Genomic DNA, 19425 nt, shown 5'->3' on the forward strand with positions numbered 1-19425 from the left:
ATACTCATTTTCCGCAATATTCATTTTTTCATAAATTATCAGGATATTTATCATCTCTTTTTTCTTCCACACTTAAACACCGGTTATTTATTCTCTTCCAAAGAATTCATTTTTCTAAGGCTATAGCTTCCTATGTTGTTCAATGACTTATACTTATTCTGATTTAAACAGGCTTCATCATAATCCCTCACTTTGTCATCCCGAAACCATCAAACTGTCAAACTAATAAAAACAGGAAAGTATTTTAATCAAAAATCCGTAACTTTGCCTCCTACTAAAAATTTTATGGAAAGCATTAAAGTTCACGACAAAACTTTCGTTCCTTATTTAAAGGATGCCGAAATTCAGGAAATTGTAAAAGAGACAGCGTTAAGAATTTATGAAGATTACAAAGATGAAGTGCCTGTTTTCATTGGCGTTTTAAATGGGGTGGTGATGTTCTTCTCAGATCTTTTAAAATATTACCCGGGGGAATGTGAAATTGCCTTCATTCAAATGAGTTCTTATGTAGGAACTGAATCTACAGGGATTGTTTATCAGAAAATGGAACTTACCAAAGACGTAAGAGACCGTCACATTATTATCGTAGAAGATATCGTAGATACAGGAAACACTGTTGAGAGTCTTTTCAAATATTTTAAGGAAACACAACGTCCTAAATCTGTAAAGCTGGCTAGTTTCTTACTGAAACCTGAGATTTACAAGAAAGATTTCAAGCTGGATTATATCGGAATGGAAATTCCAAACAAATTTGTACTTGGATACGGACTTGATTATGATGAATTGGGAAGAAACCTACCTAATTTATATCAATTGGAAGACGGACAAATCAACCATTAATTATTGTCATTAGCTACTGGCTATTGGCTGTTAGCTTTAAAACTTAATCGAAATAAAAGTAAAATATTAACTTAAAAAAGCTAAAAGCCAACAGTGTATTACTAATGGCTGGAAGCGTATCAACATTATGATAAACATTGTTCTGTTCGGCCCTCCAGGAAGTGGAAAAGGAACACAAGCTCAGAATCTAATCGAGAAATTCAATTTAAAACAGGTTTCAACAGGTGATCTTTTCAGATACAATATGAAAAATGACACTGAACTTGGAAAACTGGCTAAGTCATACATCGATAAGGGAGAATTGGTTCCGGATCAGGTAACAACAGATATGCTGATCGATGAGATCAAAAAACCTACTGATACCAATGGTTTTATTTTTGACGGATATCCAAGAACAACTGCACAGACAGAAGCTTTGGAAACCATCGTTAAGGAAGTACTGAATGACAATATTGACATCTGTCTTTCATTGGTAGTAGAGGATAAAATTTTGGTTGAAAGACTTCTGAAAAGAGGTGAAACCAGTGGAAGATCAGACGACAGCAATGTAGAGATCATCGAAAACAGAATTAAAGAATATTATACTAAAACAGCAGAAGTTGCCGAGCTTTATAAGCAGCAGGGTAAATATGTAGAGGTAAACGGTGTTGGAGAAATTGATGAAATTTCCCAAAAACTTTTCGCTGAAGTAGAGAAAATTAAATAATCGGGATACGGGTGCGGGATAGAAAATTTCGTCCCGTAGCCTGCAACTCGCAACACAAACTATATGTCTAACTTTGTAGATTACGTAAAGATCCATTGTAAAAGCGGACACGGAGGTGCTGGCTCTGCCCACCTTCGCCGTGAAAAGTATATCCCTAAAGGTGGTCCTGACGGTGGCGACGGAGGTCGTGGCGGACACGTCATCATGAGAGGAAATGCTAATGAATGGACTTTGCTTCCACTTCGATACACCCGTCACATAAAAGCAGAACGAGGTGAAAACGGAGCGAAAAACCAGCTTACAGGAGCTGACGGTTCTGATATTTATATTGATGTTCCCATTGGGACTATCGCTAAAAATGAAGAAGGTGAAATTATCGGAGAAATCCTTGATGACAAGCAGGAAATAATTTTGATGCTGGGTGGAAAAGGAGGAAGAGGAAATGAATTTTTCAAATCTTCTACTAATCAGACTCCAAGATTTGCTCAGCCCGGAATGGATGGCGAAGAAGGCTATGTTGTCTTCGAGCTTAAAATTTTGGCCGATGTAGGACTTGTTGGATTTCCAAACGCTGGAAAATCTACACTTTTAGCATCTGTTTCTGCAGCAAAACCAAAAATTGCCAATTACGCCTTCACTACTCTGACTCCTAACCTTGGAATTGTAGATTACAGAAATTACAAATCTTTTGTAATGGCTGATATTCCGGGAATTATTGAAGGAGCAGCAGAAGGAAAAGGCTTAGGACACAGATTCCTGAGACATATTGAAAGAAACTCTATCTTGTTATTTTTAATTCCTTCTGATTCTGAAGATCACTACCAGGAATTTAAAATTCTGGAGAATGAATTAAAAGAATACAATCCTGAACTTTTAGATAAAGACTTTATTATTTCTGTATCAAAATCTGACCTTTTGGATGATGAACTGAAAAAAGAAATTGCAGCAGAGTTTCCTGAAAACAAGCAGCCTTTGTTCTTCTCAGGAGTTACCGGAGAAGGCCTTATGGAACTTAAAGACGCCATCTGGAAACAATTGCACGGATAGAAAAAACATTGATTCACCAGTTTTATTTTAGAATGGAACTGCAACATACAAAACAGCCTTAGAAAAATCTGAGGCTGTTTTTTAATAAAATTAATTCTATTTCTTTTAGACAATATTTTAAACCATTAAGAAGGATTTAAAAAATAAAGTATAGTTAAGTAAATCATTCTGATTTTTAAGCGTAAAGCGAAGCTTATCTTCATATTCTTAACATCTTAATACAATCTTAATGGTTAAAATAAAAGGTTAAGCAGGTTTTCCATATATATTTAACATAAAAACAAAGGAAAATTTTGTCTTTTGGAACAATTATTGGGAGAATCTCCGAAATTGAAAAAACTATGAAATATTTACTGGGCCTTTGCGCATTTGTATTTTTATTTTCGTGTACTTCTCAGAAAGTAAATTCCAAATATTCTGCTATTGAATATGAGGCAACTCCCTGTTTTGGATTCTGTCCTGTTTTTAAAATGACTATCAGTCCGGACAGAACAGCAGTTTTTGAAGCAGAACATTTTAATTTTAATGATAAACCTTCAAAAGATGAATTTTCCAAGCCTCGCGAAGGAACTTTTAAAGGAACAATCAAGGAAGAGGATTACAATAAACTAATCAGTTTGCTGGATGGGCTCAATGCAAAAAACTTAAACGACAAATATGGTGAGCGAAACATTACCGATCTTCCAACCTCTTATTTAAGAATCAAATTCGCTGACGGTACTTCAAAAAATATTGAAGACTATGGAAAACACGGAAGTGAAAAGCTTTCAGAAGTCTATCAATTTTTTGAAAACTTAAGAAAAAACCAGGAATGGACTAAAGTGAAATAGTTTCACTAAAAAAATATTTAAATTATCTTTGTAACAGTAATTCCTTCATTTGGAGGAATTATTTTTTTGTAAAATTAATAACCATTTAAAATAAACATGAAGAAAAACATTTTTTTCCTTGCAGTATTTGCTTTCTCAGCACTATTTAATGCACAAGAAAATACAAAAGACCAGACATCTATGAGCTTTGGTGTAAAAGGAGGATATTCCTTATCCAATATGAAATTTTTTGGAACTGGGCTGGATTCAAAATCCTATTTCTATGCAGGTATCGTAGCAGAACAACCTTTATCTTCTAAATTTGGTTTGCAGGCTGAATTACTGTATACTCAATTGGGTGGTAAAGATGCTTATCCCTGGTATCAGTTGGTTGGCAGTGAAGTGGTAAGCATGGGTAATATGAACTTTGATTACAAATTCAATCAGATACAGGTTCCTATTTCATTAAAATACTATATTGTTCCACAACTTTCTGCATCTGCAGGAATCAACTTAGGGTTTAACATATCATCCAAAGTAAAAATGGATAATCTTTTTGATGAGGCAGAAACCCACAATTATGAATCTTTAAAAACCTTGAATTTATTTCCTTTCCTGGGTGCAGAATATAAGATTAATGAGAAGTTTTTTGTTGATGCCAGATATAATTTCAATTTTATAGAAATGAATAAAAGCAATGCAGTTCCTATTAAAATTGGATTTCTGCAGGCTGGTGTAGGATATAGATTTAAATAAATTTCAGACATTTAATAGAAAAAAAAGGCGGCTCATATTTGGGTGGCCATTTCTTTTTTCCAATAGTCAATAAGTCTAAAAAAGTGGAATAAGATACTTAAAAATATTTAGACTACCTTTGTAGAATGTAATTCTTTCAGACTGAAGGAATTTTTATTTAAATTTTAAAATAATTCATTTGAATTTTACAGACTTAAACTTAATAGAACCTATTGCAAAAGCAATTCAGGAACAGGGATACACGACTCCTACTCCTATCCAGGAAAGATCGATCCCTGATATATTAGACGGTAGAGACTTTTTAGGCTGCGCGCAGACAGGAACTGGTAAAACAGCTGCTTTTTCTATTCCTATTCTACAGAATTTATCCAAAAATAAAATTCCCAATAAACATATAAAAGCATTAATCCTTACACCAACCAGAGAACTTGCCATTCAGATTGAGGAAAACATTAACGCTTATGGTAAATATCTTCCATTAAAACAACTTGTTATTTTTGGAGGGGTAAAACAAGGAAACCAGGAAGCTGCTTTGAGAAAAGGAATTGATATTCTGGTAGCAACACCAGGAAGACTTCTTGACTTTATTGCTCAAGGCATCATCAGCTTAAAAAACCTTGAAATCTTTGTTCTTGATGAAGCAGACAGAATGCTGGATATGGGATTTGTACATGATGTAAAAAGAATCATCAAACTTTTACCTCAGAGAAGACAGACTTTGTTCTTTTCTGCAACAATGCCGGCTGAAATCCAGAAACTGGCTAATTCTATCCTGAATAATCCGGTAAAAGTAGAAGTAACTCCGGTTTCTTCTACAGCAGATACCATTAAACAATCTGTATATTTTGTAGAAAAAGATAACAAACTGAATTTGCTTTCTCACATTCTTCAAAATGATATTTCAGATTCTGTATTGGTATTTGCAAGAACAAAACACGGTGCAGATAAGATTTCGAGAAAACTTCAGAAAGACGATATTTCTGCTGAAGCCATTCATGGTAATAAATCTCAGAATGCGAGACAAAATGCTTTGAATAACTTTAAATCCGGAAAAACAAGAGTTCTTGTTGCCACGGATATTGCAGCAAGAGGAATTGATATTGATGAATTGAAATTCGTGATCAATTTTGAACTTTCCGATGTTTCCGAAACCTATGTACACAGAATCGGAAGAACAGGTAGAGCCGGAGCTGAAGGTAATTCTATATCTTTTGTAGACGGACTTGATCTTTTGAATTTAAAGAATACTGAAAAATTGATTGGGAAGAAAATTCCTGTGATCAAAGACCATCCGTTCCATACTGATGATTTGATTGCCCAGAAAAGGGATTCTAACAACAAACCTTTTCATGCAGGTGGTGAGAAACCTAAAACAACAGGAAACAGTAATAATTCAAGGCCAAATAATAACCGTAAGAAGCCTTCTACAGGAGCTTCAGTAGGTTTCAAAAAGCCTAAAAACAAGAATTTTACCAGAAAGAAATAAAAATAAAACCCTTTTCAAAATTGAAGAGGGTTTTGTTTATCTTAAAGTTGAGAACCTTTATGACTGAAAAAGATTCTTTGCATTTTCTGTAGTGATGCGATCTATCTCAGAGAAATCTTTCCCATAGATATCCACCAGTTTACCGGCTACCAGATCAAGGTAGGAGCTTTCATTTCTTTTTCCTCTGTGGGGAACCGGCGCCAGATAAGGAGAGTCTGTTTCCAGAACAATCTTATCCAGTGGAATTTCATTCAGAAACTGGTCTATTTTCCCGTTTTTGAACGTTACTACTCCACCAATTCCTAAAATGAAATTAAGGTCAACAGCGTGCTGTGCCTGTTCCAGATTTCCTGAAAAGCAATGGAAAATTCCTCTCAGCTTCGGGTGTTTTTTTCTTTCCAGCACTTCAAATGTCTCATCAAAGCTTTCTCTTGTATGAATCACAATCGGAAGATCCTTTTCTATGGCCCAGTCAATCTGCTGTTCAAAAGCTTTCACCTGAATATCCAAAGTTGTTTTATCCCAATACAGATCAATCCCGATTTCCCCAATTGCAGGAAAATGTCTCTGATCGAGATAATTTTTTACAATTTCAAGTTCTTTTTCCCACGATTCCGGTTTTACATAACAAGGGTGTAACCCCATCATTGAGAAAATTTGTCCCGGATATTCTGTTTCCAGCTGCAACATCTTCCCATGAGATTCAGAATCGATAGCAGGAAGATAGAATTCTGTAATTCCTTTATCTAAAGCCCTTTGAATAGCTTCTTTTCTGTCTTCATCAAATTCTTCTGCGTATAGATGTGTATGTGTATCAATCATTTTATTTAAAATTTCAATAGATCTTCATAAGGATTTTCAAGCCCCAGCAACATTCCGAAAGCCGGCTCTGTTTTTATTCCCTGCTTTTTAAGTTCTATTATTTTTTGTTTAAATTCTTCTCCTTTTTCCTTTAATATTTTATATTCAGCCACCATATGGAGATAAGCATTTTGCTTTTTTGTTGGCTTATTCTGTCCAAAAATTTCGATGGGAAACCCTTCCAGTACAAAATTCAATGTAATGCATTTTTCGCCGTTTACAATGGGATGCTCCACGTCCACATCGTAAGGAATAAACCTGCTAGTCATTAAATCATTCAGAAAGTCTTCTTCAAATCTTAAATCAATCTCAAAAATAAGATCCAGATCACTTCCTTCTATATCAATTTCAATAGGAACAGTTCCTGCTAAAATGGGTGAATAATTCTTTAATTTTTCAAAAATCTGATATTTTTCAAGAACTTCATAAGCCCTTTTCTGTCTCTCATTCCCACTTTTCAGATAGTCAATTCCAGTAAAATCAAGCATTTAAAAAATTTTATGTTTTACCTTTTTACGCTGAATTTCAATTTTTTGATCTAATTTCTCTCTGAATTCTATAAACTTAGGGTCTTTCTTATCACTGGTTTTATGTTCCAGTGCCTTAATAATCTTAAAGTTTTCTTTAATAAAATTCTGGGTATCAACTGAAAAATAGGCATTTCCAAATTTTTCAAAAATATAATTAACCGCCTGTGTGCTTGGATGAATCATATCTTCTTTATAAAAACGGTAATCCCGGAGGTCATCCATTAAAATCTCATAGACCGGCAGATAATGACAGTCTTCAAAGAGAGAAATAGACTCGTGGATGGCTGTAATTAATTTGGATTTACTTAGCTGGTTTTCTACCATTCCATCTTTAATATGTCTTACTGGGGAAACGGTAAACAGGATCTGTATTCCCTCTTTGCAAATATCTTTAAGGTCAAGAATCGTCTGGTAAATAGAACTTGTCAGTTCCTGATGGGAAAGCAGTCTTTTCTCAAAAAACTTTTGTGGAATTTTGTGACAGTTGGCCACCAGTTTGTTCTTGGGAAGAAACTCATAGATAAATGAGGATCCGTAGGTAATAATAATCCAGTCAGCTTCCTGAAGAAAGGAATTTCCTGCTTCAATAGCTCCATTAATTTTATCTAAGGTCTGATGAATATACCGGGTATCAAAACTGGTGTGATGATCCAGAGAAATATATTCTTCATTATAGGTAATCAGTTCCTCTTCTTCATAAAACGCAGAATCATGTAATCTGTTGATAGCATTATTGATTGAAAAAGGATTAAATATCGTCCCAAAAGGATTGTTAAGGGTCTGAAGTTGCCCATCATGAAGTAAATCAGTCATTTCAGAGGCAAAGCATGAGCCTATTGAAAATATTTTATCTTCAATCTCAATCTTCTTATCTGAGGCAGGAATATCAACTTCTGTTCTGAATTTCATTGTATAGGGATTAGGTTGCAGGAAATAGATCGCAGGTAAATGCTGCTACCTGCTACCTACTATCCACTACCTCTATTAACTTTCTCTTCTCAACAAATAATTTGCCAGTTCGATAAAAGGTTTTTTCTTTTCTTCAGGAACATCTATTTTCTGAAGATAGCTTTGTCCGATTTCATTATGTTTTTCGATCAGACGTAACGCTTTTTCATCTACTTTTGTTCTTCTGAATATCTTTTCTACGCCATAGACTTTATCAACATTTTCCGTCTTTTTAGAGTACCAGTAATCCAGCTCTTTTCTTTCTTCATCGGTAGCATGTTCTCTTGCCAACAAATACAGAACGGTTTTCTTGTTTTCGTAAATATCTCCGGCATGTTTTTTCCCAAACTGTGCCTGATCACCGAATACATCAAGATAATCATCCATAATCTGGAATGCAATTCCGATATGTTTTCCGAAATTGAAAATAGCTTTGGCATCTTTAAAATCTGCTCTTGCAATCAAAGCGCCAATCTCAAATGAAGAAGCACTCAAAACTCCTGTTTTATAAGTAATCATTCTGATGTAGTCATCAAAAGTAACGTCTTTCTGAGTTTCAAAGTTGATATCATACTGCTGCCCTTCACAAAGCAGAAGCCCGGTATGGGTAAATATTCTGATACATGCTTTAAAGATTTCAGGCTCCAGATCCTCAAAAAACTTATAGGCTTTAAGCATCAATCCGTCTCCGGAAAGGATTCCCACATTAAGACCGTGTAAAGTATGAATGGTAGGCTTATTTCTTCTTAAAGGAGCTTCATCCATAATATCATCATGGATCAGCGTGAAATTATGGAAAAACTCGATAGCCAAAGCGGGCTTAATTGCCTGCGTAAGATCTCCGCCGAACATCTCACAAGCCATCAGCACCATAATAGGACGAAGACGCTTTCCACCATGGGAAATAATATAATTCATCGGGTCATACAGCTCCGAAGGTTTATCTTTAAAAGTATATTTAGTGATGGCGTCCGCAACAATCTGCTGGTATCTGTCTAAAAATTCCATAAAATCTTTTAATTTGAACAAAAATACGATTTTTCGGGGCTTTATAAAACAAAAAACTTTGCCCAAACGGACAAAGTTTATATAATTATATGATTTGTTTTTTAGAAAAGGAAGGTTACCACAAGATAGGTAATTGCTGCCACTATTGCAGAGATTGGAATGGTAAGTACCCAAGCCCAAAGAAGACTTACTGTAATTCCCCATCTTACTGCTGAAATTCTTTTCGTTAATCCTACCCCGATGATAGAACCTGTGATCGTATGTGTAGTAGATACAGGAATACCAAAGTGATCTGTAATGAACAGGGTAATAGCCCCTGCAGTTTCTGCACTTACACCTTCTAATGAAGTTACTTTCGTAATCTTGGTACCCATTGTTTTGATGATCTTCCAACCACCACTCATTGTCCCTAAGGCAATTGCAATAAATGATACTAAAGGAACCCAAATATAATGTTGAGCAAAATAATCAAAACGTTCGGCAGAAGGAATATTCAAATATTGAGCATCCTGAAGCATGTTAACATGATAATAAATTACCGCTGCCCCAATGATTCCCATTACTTTCTGAGCATCATTCAAGCCGTGTCCTAAACTGAACAATGCTGACGATGCCAACTGTAATCTTTTGAAAGATTTGTCTGCTTTGTGCGGGTTTGATTTTTTATAAAGGTGTACAATAATCAATGTAATAATGATGGAGATAATCATCCCTATGATCGGTGCCATGAAAATGAACAGGAAGATAGGAATCACTTTGTCAAACTTCACCACACCCTGATGGGTTACCTGAACGAAAGCTTCCTTAGTGGTCTCCCATATCCCAAGCTCCGGCTGTGCTGCAGCCACGGCATGATAATCCATCATGAAAGCATGCATAAGAGCTGCCCCCAAGAAACCTCCGATCAGCGTATGTGATGATGATGAAGGGATTCCGAACCACCATGTAAGAAGGTTCCAGGCAATAGCCGCTATAAGACCGGAAAATATAACCTCAAGAGTAATAAAATTCTCATTAACTGTTTTGGCAATTGTATTACCAATTTTGAATTCTCCAATAATATAAGCAGCAATAAAGAACGCTGCAAAGTTCCAAAGTGCTGCCCAAAGTACAGCCTGGAATGGAGTTAAAACTTTTGTAGAAACAATAGTTGCAATTGAGTTGGCTGCATCATGAAAACCATTGATATAATCGAAGATCAGGGCCAACACAACAATAACTACAAGTAAAATCGGAAATTCCATTTTTTGCTATGTATTAGGCGTATTTAATCATGATGTTCTCAATTGTATTGGCAACATCTTCTGCTTTATCCGTTACAATTTCAAGGTAGTTCAATACAGATGAAACTTTAATAATGTTGATCGCATCATTGGTTTCAAATAAGTCTACCATTGAATTGGAAAGCAAATCGTCAGCAATATTCTCAATAGAGTTCACCTTAATACAAGCTTCTTTCACCTGTTCCATATTTTTGAACCCTTTAAGGTTTTTCATTGCATTCTGAATTTCAAGACATGCTTTATGGATCAATAAAGAGAAGTCTGAATAAGCCTTCATCTCAGGTGATTTGTAAAGGAAAATATATTTTGTGGAAGCGTAGATATAATCAGCGATATCATCCAGTCCTGTTGCCAATGTGTGGATATCCTCACGGTCAAAAGGTGTAATGAAGTTTTTCCCTAATTCTACGAAAATTTCGTGAGTAAGTTCATCATTCTTGTGTTCGAAGTCACTCATTTTCTTCAGCATAGAATCATCATTAAGATCGAAATCCTTGATTCCTGTGTTGAAATCTTCTGACATTGCAACTAGATTTTCAGTTACTTTTTCGAAAAGTACAAAGAAGATTTTATCTTTTGGTTGAAAAGCGTGGAAAATATTACCAATTCCCATTTTTTAGTATTTATAATTCGAGTGCAAATTTCCTAAAAAAGGATTGTACGTGAAACTATATGACATTAAGTTTTGTTAACATTCGCTTAACTCCTGATTATCAAATAAAAAAACCGGCATTAACGCCGGTTTTATATAGTAATTGATGAGATTTAGTTTGCAACTTCAGCTCTCATATCTTTTCCTTTGAATTTCATTGATTGAATATTGCTCAAGACATTGTCTTTAAACGATTTTTCAACCTCAAAGAAAGAGAATTTTTCTAAGATTTCGATATCTCCAATCTCAGCTCTTTTCTTGGATTTTCCATCACCTGTAGCCTTATTGATAATATCCAAAACATCAAGCTTCTTCAACTGGTCTTTTTTTCCAAGATTAAAGAAGAATCTTACCATATTCTCATCTCTTCTTCTTGGCTTTCCACCACGATCTCTGTCTCTTCCACCGCGATCTCTGTCTCGGCTGTTTTCTCTGTCACGGCCTCTATCTCTGTCTCTATCACGTCCACGGTCTCTTCTTGAGTAATCGTCATCTCTGCTGCTAAACTTCTGCTCAGCAAGATCGTGTTTATCTTTGTAATATAAAGCAAGATCCTTCAATTGGAACTGTAGCAGCTGGTGCACCAATTCTTCTTTTGTAAATTTGCTTAGATCAGGAATTAAGCTATCATCAAATTCGAAAAGATCCTCGTGCTCCGTCAATAATTTTTCGAATACACCTCCTACCTGAGCTTTGATAATATCTTCACCTGTAGGAATGAATTTTTCGTTGATTTCAATTTTTGTTGCAGATTTGATCTGTTTCAGTTTTCTGCTTTCTTCAGGCTTTATCAAAGCCATAGAAATACCGTCTTTTCCAGCTCTACCTGTTCTTCCGCTTCTGTGAACGAATACTTCAGGATCATCTGGTAAAGAGAAGTGAATAACGTGTGTAAGAGAGTTTACATCCAATCCTCTTGCTGCAACGTCTGTCGCTACAAGAATATCAATGTTTTTCAATCTGAATTTCTTCATTACCGTATCTCTCTGCGCCTGAGAAAGATCACCATGAAGAGCATCAGCTGCATAACCGTTCTGCATTAAGAAATCTGCTACCTCCTGAGTTTCCATTCTCGTTCTACAGAAGATAATGGAGTACTGATTAGGATTAGCATCGATCAATCTCTTCAACGCTTCTTTTTTCTGACGGTACCCTACTACATAGTATTCGTGAGTAATGTTCTTCTTCACTTCGTTGATAGAACCTACTGAAATACGGTGTGGTTTTGTAAGGTAATTTTTGGAAATTCTTTCCACCTCTTTATTCATCGTTGCAGAGAATAAGAAAGTTTGTTTAGTTTCCGGAGTTTCGCTTAGAATGGTTTCCAATTCGTCTTTGAATCCCATAGAAAGCATTTCATCAGCTTCGTCTAATACTAACCAATGAATCGCAGAAAAGTCTAATGCCTTTCTGTTGATAAGATCAATTACTCTTCCCGGAGTCCCCACAATAATCTGTGGTTTATCCTTCAAAGATCTCATCTGATCTACAATACTACTTCCACCATAAACTGCAGTAGTTTTGATGTCTTTCATGTACTTAGAGTAATTCTTTATGTCCTTCGAAATCTGAAGACATAATTCCCGTGTCGGACAAAGCACCAATAATTGGATTTTGCGACTCGTATCGTCAATCATATCCAAAATCGGAAGCGAAAACGCTGCTGTCTTGCCTGTCCCTGTTTGCGCAAGTGCGATCAAGTCGCGAATATCTGAAAGAATAAAAGGGATAGTCTGTTTTTGGATTTCTGTTGGGCTTTCGTAGCCCAGTTCGCCAATTGCCTTAAGGATATCAGGACTTAAATTGGTTTCCGTAAATAAATTCATTAACTATTTTAAAATTTTTGCAAAGATACAATAAATATTTGACTTGTTTTTGAATAAAGTTTTAAATATACAATCTTAAATTCAGAATCTTTTAATATATTTTTAATTTTTTGAAAATTAAATGTAAAAAAACCAGCTTTAGGTTAAAAACTTGTTAAACATTATTTTTTTTTATTAAATTGGATTGATTTTTTCTGTGTTATTTATGAATTTTCAAAAATAAAACCATGGAACGCAAATTTTTCTTTTTGATATTCTTATGCATGGCCTTGGAAATATTTTCCCAAACACCCAATTATCCGGCCGTCTGGACTCTGGAAAATTGCATTGAATATGCAAAAGCGAATAATATTTCCATTAATTCTCTAAGACTTTCAAAAAATGCTGCCCAACAGGATCTCCTTCAGGCAAAAGATGCAAAATATCCCAATTTAAGCGGAACCGTTTCACAAGGACTTTTTGCTGTCAACGGAAGTGACGGTCTTCATATGACAGGTGCACAATCTCAAAGTATCGGGGCCAATTCTTCCATGACCCTTTATCATGCCAATTATATTAAAAACAATGAAGCCTCAAAAAATCTGCTGGTTCAGATGGCAGACTTATCCGTCCAGGAAGCACAAAACAATATTACCCTCACGATCACCCAGGCTTATCTGAATATTCTGATGAATCAGGAAAATATTATTTCTCTTGAAAATGTTCTGAAAACAACACAAACTCAATTGAAACAAGGTGACCAGCTGTATAAAGCCGGAAGCCTTTCCAAATTAAATTATCTACAGATCCAGTCACAAGTTGCTCAGGATCAGTATAACCTGACAGCTACTCAAAACAATCTGCGCACGAATACTGTTAATTTAAAACAAATCCTGCAGCTTCCCTCAGGGTATGATTTTCAGGTTGTAAAACCCGACAGCATTGCTGTAGATGATCAGCTGAAAACCTTACAGGATGTTCAAAATCTGGCACAAAACCAACGTCCGGAAATAAAATACGGGGAACTTAACGTAGAAAATTCCAATACAAATCTAAAAATGACCAAAGCTTCCATTCAGCCTACCCTGAGTCTGACAGGAAATATTTCCACCAACTATTCCAATGGGAATGGAAATTACTTTAATCAGTTGGGAAATAACTTTTATATGCCCATTGGATTAAGCCTTGGAATTCCGATTTACAACAACAGAATTTACAAAACACAGATTGAGAAGTCAAAAATAGCGATTGAACAGGCCAATCTTGATTTACTGAATACAAAAACGGTCCTTAATCAGCAGGTAGAACAATCTTACATTAATCTCCAGAATGCGCTATCCCAGTACGACTCTGCCTACAAGCAAATGGACATCAGCAAACAGAGTTATGATATTGTGAATGCTCAGATGAAAATCGGAAGCATTGATTATGTACAGCTTCAGCAGCAAAGATTGCTTTATATACAGTCTGTCCAGAATTATCTTCAGGCAAAATACACTGCAATTCTCAATAAACAGATCTACGAATTTTACGCAGGTAACCCTATAAATCTAAAGTAAGCTATGAAAACAAAGAATAAAAAATGGTTGTACTGGGTTGTGGGCGGCATCATTGCAATAGGTGCAGCCTGGTTTTTTTTCATCAGAGAAAAAGAAATAAAAATCCAGCTGGAAACAGTAAAGCCTGAAATGGGACAAATTTCAAATTCCATTACTGCTACAGGAACCATTCAGCCTGTAGATACCGTTGCAGTAGGTACTCAGGTATCAGGAATCATTAAAAATATTTATGTTGACTTTAATTCTACAGTGAAAAAAGGCCAACTACTGGCTACTTTAGATCCGGATCTGCTTCAGTTCCAGTCACAGCAGATCAAAGCCAACCTGCAAAATGCAAAAAGCAATCTTGCTTACAACGAAATTAACATCAACAGACAGTCACAACTGTACAAAGTGGGAGCTATCAGTAAAGCAGATTATGATAATGCAACCAATCAGTACAATGCTGCGAAAGCACAGGTAGGATCTGTAAATGCTCAGATTTCTACTGCCAACAAAAACCTGTCTCTTACTAATATCTATTCCCCTATTGACGGAACTGTTCTCAACAGAAATGTGAGTGAGGGGCAGACCGTAGCTTCAAGCTTCAGTACTCCTACCCTTTTCAGTATTGCTAAAGATCTTACCAAAATGAGGGTACGTGCTTCTGTAGATGAAGCTGATATAGGAAATGTAAAAGTAGGTCAGAAAGCAACATTTACGGTAGATGCTTTTCCGGATGAAACCTTTGATGGTGAGGTTTCAGAAGTCCGTCTTCACCCTACCGTTTCATCGAATGTGGTGAATTATACCACCATCATCAACGCAGATAATTCGGGTTTAAAACTAAAGCCGGGAATGACGGCAAATATTACAATTTATACGCAGGTTTTAGACAGTATCATGAAAATTCCGGTAGCAGCAACCAGCTTCAGACCAGACAGTTTGATTATCAAAAAATATAAAATAAATTCTCCCTTTGCCAATGGTAAAAAACATGAAAAAGGACAATGGAAGAAACAGGGTAAAGAAACAGAGAATAAAAGTGAGGCAGCCGTCTGGATCATTGCTAAAGACAGTACTATTTCCCGCAAAAAAATAAAAACCGGAATGGATAATGACACCGAAATACAGGTTGTTTCAGGGTTAAATAAAAACGACAATATCATCACCGGCTATAAAGTTCTTTCAAAAAAATCATCCGGCGGGCAGGCTAAAAGTCCATTTATGCCTCAAAGAAGAGGGGGCGGAAACAATAGAAACAGTGGCGGTGGTGGCGGACCAAGATAATTCAAACCAAGCCTAAGCAACTAGCAAACCTAAAAACAAAAGTCATGGCAGAAAAAATTCTGGAGATCATAGATCTGAAAAGAGAATTCAAGATGGGTGAAGAAGTTGTTCATGCACTGAAAGGCGTCACATTCACAGTAGAGAAAGGTGAATTCGTTACCATTATGGGAAGCAGCGGTTCCGGAAAATCTACCCTGCTTAACATTATTGGTTGCCTGGATAAACCCTCTGGAGGTGATTATAGCCTGGATGGGGTTAATATTAAGAATCTTGACCGCGATGAGCTTGCTGTTCTCAGAAATCAAAAAATAGGTTTTGTATTTCAGTCTTACAACCTTCTTCCAAGGACCACAGCAAAAGAAAATGTAGAGCTTCCGCTTCTTTATAACTCAAAAATATCTACTGAAGAACGTCACAAAAGAGCTATACAGGCTCTGACTGCGGTAAAACTTGAAAGCAGGATTGATCATCTTCCCAATCAGATGTCCGGAGGGCAGCAGCAAAGAGTTGCCATCGCCAGAGCTTTGGTAAACGAACCTGTAATGATCCTTGCAGATGAAGCCACCGGAAACCTGGATACCAGAACTTCCTATGAAATCATGGCACTCATGCAGGATCTGCATAAACAGGGACGAACCATCGTTTTTGTAACTCATGAACCTGATATTGCCACTTTCAGCAGCAGAACAGTAACTCTTCGGGATGGAAAAGTCATTAAAGATGTCAATAATGATCACATCAAATCTGCCAGAGAAGCCCTCGAAAACCTTCCGGTAAATGATGATTACAAATAGTTTTAAACTGAAAATTTATTACAATGAACCTCTCAAACCTCTTTAGAATTGCCTGGAAAGCCCTCCTACGGAATAAACTTCGTGCATTTTTAACCATGCTCGGTATTATTATCGGTGTGGCTTCGGTAATTGCAATGACAGCCATTGGAGAAGGTTCAAAAAAAAGTATCAGTGATCAGCTTTCTTCTATGGGCTCCAATATGATTACCATACGTCCGTCCAGTAATGTGAATGTTTCCGGAGGGGCCAGAATCGGGGCTTCTGGATTACAGACACTGAGACCGCAGGATGCAGACGCTATTTCAAAAGGAGCTCCTGATGTTTCTTATGTCTCCCCTGCTGTACAAACTAATGGACAGTCTATCAACGGGCCTAATAACTGGCCTACTCAATTACAAGGTGTGAATGAAGAATATTTCAGCATCAGAGACTGGAGCATTGCGAATGGCAACTCTTTCACCAGAAAAGATGTGTCATCTTCCAATAAGGTCTGTCTTTTAGGGCAAACGGTTTACAATAATTTATTTCCCAATGGTGAAGATCCCGTAGGAGCCGTTATCAGGTTCAATAAAGTTCCCATGAAAGTTATCGGAATCCTGGCTCCAAAAGGCTCCAATGCATTTGGGCAGGATCAGGATGATGTCATTATTGCACCATTCAACACTGTTCAGAGAAGATTTTTAGGAATCACCTATGTTCAGACCATTTATGCAGCTTCTTCCAGTGAAAATACTTCACAGCAGGCTACCGATCAGGTTTCAGAAATTTTGAGAAAGCAACATAAGCTTCCTGTCGACGGAAGCAATGACGATTTCAGTGTGAGAACTCAGGCTGAGCTTATCTCTACCATGAGTTCCACCAGCCAGCTTCTGACAGTTCTGTTATCTGCTATTGCCGGTATTTCGCTTATTGTAGGAGGAATCGGAATTATGAATATTATGTATGTATCCGTTACGGAACGAACCAAAGAAATCGGGCTGAGAATGTCTATTGGTGCCAGAGGAAAAGATATCCTGTACCAGTTTCTTATTGAAGCTGTGCTTATCAGTATTACCGGTGGAATTCTTGGAGTACTTTTAGGTATTCTGTCTTCAGAACTGGTTACTTTTTTCCTTTCGTGGCCTACTTTCATTACGGAATCTTCCATTATTGTTTCCTTTATCGTATGTGCCGTGACGGGAGTATTTTTCGGGTATTATCCCGCGCTGAAAGCTTCAAAACTTGATCCTATTGAGGCATTGAGATATGAATAGTTTTTGTAAATTTGAGTTGTGAGATTCGGGATTCGGGGTTGAGAAGCCTTTATAAATCTCACTTAACAACGATAAAAAACACCTAATACGATATGTCTGCAAGTATTTCTTCCAAAACATTTGATTTTTTAAACAAATTAAATAAAAACAATAACCGAGAATGGTTTAATGAAAATAAAAACCTGTATACTGAATCTCAGCAAAACGTTGTTTCATTTCTGGATGAACTGATTAAAGAGATGTCAGGTTTTGATGAAGAACTTGCTAAAATTGACAGTAAAAAAGCCTTGTTCAGAATTTACAGAGACACAAGATTTTCAAAAGACAAATCTCCTTATAAAACCAATTTCGGAGCATCTCTGGGAATGGGAAAAGGAAATCAGAAAGGAGGTTACTATCTTCATATGGAACCTGGAAAATCCTTTTTAGCCGGAGGTATCTATATGCCAGAATCTTCAGTTCTGAAAGAAGTACGTAAAGAAATATCGTTGTATGGTGATGATTTCCTTAAAATTCTCAATAATAAGGATTTTAAAAAGCACTTCCCGGAACTTGACCAGGACGACAAACTGAAAAAAATCCCGCAAGGTTTCGAGAAAGAGGATCCTATGGGAGAATATCTGAAACTTAAAAATTTCATTGTAGTATACTCTTTAAAAGATGAGGAAGTACTGGATAAAAATGCTGTGAAAAACATGAATAAAGTTTTCAAACTGATGAAACCATTCAATGATTTCCTGAACACTCCTTTTCTTTAATTTATCCTGAAACACAGATGTTTTTTACCAACAGGTAACACAAGTTTTCACAGATAACTGGTAATAAACTTTCTATTTCTGAATCTTTACAAACATTCAGGGTATAGAGATGTTTCTGTGACAAATTTAAAATCCATTAAAAAACAACTGATTACAAAACAGAAACAAAAGATAATTATTGAGAATCAATCTATTATATTTAACATTTTTTAAGAAAAGTTTTACATTTTTGCTTATCTTTGCTGTTCGTCAAAACGCTTACGAATGTCTTTATACCAAAAAATCGCAGAAAAACTACAATATATAAGTCCGAATTTCTATAAAAAAAGATATTTTAAAACGTTAAATAATCTTAATAAAAATAATTTTTCGGAACGTAATGTAGAGCCGGAACTGGTATGGATCAAAGAATACCTTTCTAAGAATGCTGTTATATTGGACATTGGTGCTAATGTGGGAACTTTCCTATATCAATTGGAAAACACTTTGAACCACGATAACATTTATGGTTTTGAACCTAATAAAAAGCTTTACCGTAGATTAAAGAGACTGTTTCCTGCAATGCATATTTTTCCTCTGGCTCTTTCTGACGAAAACATAATGGCCGAGTTCAAAGTACCTATTATTAACGGAAAAATAATTGCTTCCCGCGGTACTTTAAACACTTCATACAAGGAAAAAGGAGAAGAAAAAAGCTATACGGAAAAAGTAAAAGTGATCAAACTGGATGAATGGGCTGCACTGGAACATTTCAAAAGGCTTGATTTTATCAAAATAGACGTTGAAGGAAACGAAATAAAAACACTTTTAGGAGCAAGAGAAACCATCCGACAGTTCACACCGACATTAATGGTTGAGATGGAACAAAGACACCACCAGACTCCTATATGGAATGAAATATCTGAAGTAATAAGCTGGGGATATGAAGCGAAATATCTGAACAGAAACAGCTTTACCCTGGAAAGTCTTACAGAAGATATCATAACACAAAATACAAACGACGAAAAAAATAAAACTCAGTACATCAACAATATTATTTTTATACCTAAAAACATTTAAAA

General features: G+C 36.0%; 19 protein-coding genes. 12 read left to right on the top strand and 7 right to left on the bottom strand.

The window, feature by feature from the left end:
• Positions 1-285: 285 nt before the first annotated feature.
• The 6 genes from hpt to ACTJIP_RS22630 all read left to right on the top strand — a co-directional run bounded on the left by hpt (position 286) and on the right by ACTJIP_RS22630 (position 5644).
• Positions 286-840, top strand: coding sequence for a hypoxanthine phosphoribosyltransferase (gene hpt / locus ACTJIP_RS22605; protein ID WP_077415717.1), 555 nt, complete (start codon positions 286-288; stop codon positions 838-840).
• A gap of 127 nt (positions 841-967) precedes the next feature.
• Positions 968-1546, top strand: coding sequence for an adenylate kinase (locus ACTJIP_RS22610; RefSeq protein ID WP_077415719.1), 579 nt, complete (start codon positions 968-970; stop codon positions 1544-1546).
• A 63-nt stretch (positions 1547-1609) separates the two neighbouring features.
• Entirely contained in the window at positions 1610-2593 is a 984-nt protein-coding gene (obgE, locus tag ACTJIP_RS22615; RefSeq protein WP_077415721.1) for a GTPase ObgE, read from the top strand.
• Positions 2594-2934: 341 nt separating this feature from the next.
• Complete coding sequence (locus ACTJIP_RS22620; RefSeq protein ID WP_180565304.1) at positions 2935-3423, top strand: DUF6438 domain-containing protein; 489 nt, start codon at positions 2935-2937, stop codon at positions 3421-3423.
• A gap of 96 nt (positions 3424-3519) precedes the next feature.
• On the top strand, positions 3520-4158 hold the full coding sequence (locus ACTJIP_RS22625) for a porin family protein (RefSeq protein ID WP_077415723.1): 639 nt from the start codon (positions 3520-3522) through the stop codon (positions 4156-4158).
• Positions 4159-4336: 178 nt separating this feature from the next.
• A complete protein-coding gene (locus ACTJIP_RS22630; protein ID WP_077415725.1) occupies positions 4337-5644 on the top strand; it encodes a DEAD/DEAH box helicase in 1308 nt (435 codons plus the stop codon).
• 57 nt (positions 5645-5701) lie between these two features.
• On the opposite strand, the gene ACTJIP_RS22635 is transcribed toward ACTJIP_RS22630, so the two are convergent.
• From ACTJIP_RS22635 to ACTJIP_RS22665, 7 genes are all read right to left on the bottom strand, one after another.
• Positions 5702-6466, bottom strand: a complete 765-nt coding sequence (locus ACTJIP_RS22635) for a TatD family hydrolase (RefSeq protein WP_077415727.1) — start codon at positions 6464-6466, stop codon at positions 5702-5704.
• Positions 6467-6471: 5 nt separating this feature from the next.
• Positions 6472-6993: a DUF4269 domain-containing protein gene (locus tag ACTJIP_RS22640; protein ID WP_077415729.1), complete on the bottom strand. Its 522-nt coding sequence runs from the start codon at positions 6991-6993 to the stop codon at positions 6472-6474.
• Complete coding sequence (locus ACTJIP_RS22645) at positions 6994-7944, bottom strand: GSCFA domain-containing protein (protein WP_077415731.1); 951 nt, start codon at positions 7942-7944, stop codon at positions 6994-6996.
• A gap of 75 nt (positions 7945-8019) precedes the next feature.
• Positions 8020-8991, bottom strand: coding sequence for a polyprenyl synthetase family protein (locus ACTJIP_RS22650; RefSeq protein WP_077415733.1), 972 nt, complete (start codon positions 8989-8991; stop codon positions 8020-8022).
• A gap of 101 nt (positions 8992-9092) precedes the next feature.
• The gene (locus ACTJIP_RS22655; RefSeq protein ID WP_077415735.1) at positions 9093-10235 is read right to left on the bottom strand and encodes an inorganic phosphate transporter; all 1143 of its coding nucleotides are present in this window, start codon (positions 10233-10235) and stop codon (positions 9093-9095) included.
• Positions 10236-10248: 13 nt separating this feature from the next.
• Positions 10249-10887: a DUF47 domain-containing protein gene (locus ACTJIP_RS22660; RefSeq protein WP_047374124.1), complete on the bottom strand. Its 639-nt coding sequence runs from the start codon at positions 10885-10887 to the stop codon at positions 10249-10251.
• Between the two features lie 152 nt (positions 10888-11039).
• Complete coding sequence (locus tag ACTJIP_RS22665; RefSeq protein ID WP_077415737.1) at positions 11040-12752, bottom strand: DEAD/DEAH box helicase; 1713 nt, start codon at positions 12750-12752, stop codon at positions 11040-11042.
• A gap of 227 nt (positions 12753-12979) precedes the next feature.
• On the opposite strand from ACTJIP_RS22665, the gene ACTJIP_RS22670 reads away from it, so the two are divergent.
• From ACTJIP_RS22670 to ACTJIP_RS22695, 6 genes are all read left to right on the top strand, one after another.
• Positions 12980-14290 (top strand): TolC family protein, encoded by a 1311-nt coding sequence (locus ACTJIP_RS22670; RefSeq protein WP_428168120.1) that lies wholly within the window; start codon positions 12980-12982, stop codon positions 14288-14290.
• Between the two features lie 3 nt (positions 14291-14293).
• Positions 14294-15559, top strand: a complete 1266-nt coding sequence (locus ACTJIP_RS22675) for an efflux RND transporter periplasmic adaptor subunit (RefSeq protein ID WP_440705124.1) — start codon at positions 14294-14296, stop codon at positions 15557-15559.
• Between the two features lie 44 nt (positions 15560-15603).
• Positions 15604-16353 (top strand): ABC transporter ATP-binding protein, encoded by a 750-nt coding sequence (locus tag ACTJIP_RS22680; RefSeq protein WP_077415743.1) that lies wholly within the window; start codon positions 15604-15606, stop codon positions 16351-16353.
• A 23-nt stretch (positions 16354-16376) separates the two neighbouring features.
• Positions 16377-17606 (top strand): ABC transporter permease, encoded by a 1230-nt coding sequence (locus tag ACTJIP_RS22685; RefSeq protein WP_047380899.1) that lies wholly within the window; start codon positions 16377-16379, stop codon positions 17604-17606.
• 92 nt (positions 17607-17698) lie between these two features.
• Positions 17699-18364: a DUF2461 domain-containing protein gene (locus tag ACTJIP_RS22690; protein ID WP_077415745.1), complete on the top strand. Its 666-nt coding sequence runs from the start codon at positions 17699-17701 to the stop codon at positions 18362-18364.
• A 264-nt stretch (positions 18365-18628) separates the two neighbouring features.
• Positions 18629-19423 carry an FkbM family methyltransferase gene (locus ACTJIP_RS22695; RefSeq protein WP_077415747.1) on the top strand — a complete coding sequence of 265 codons (795 nt, stop codon included), beginning with the start codon at positions 18629-18631 and terminating at the stop codon, positions 19421-19423.
• Positions 19424-19425: the final 2 nt, after the last annotated feature.

This window comes from Chryseobacterium sp. 22543, assembly GCF_052044565.1.
In the GTDB taxonomy this organism is placed as follows: domain Bacteria; phylum Bacteroidota; class Bacteroidia; order Flavobacteriales; family Weeksellaceae; genus Chryseobacterium.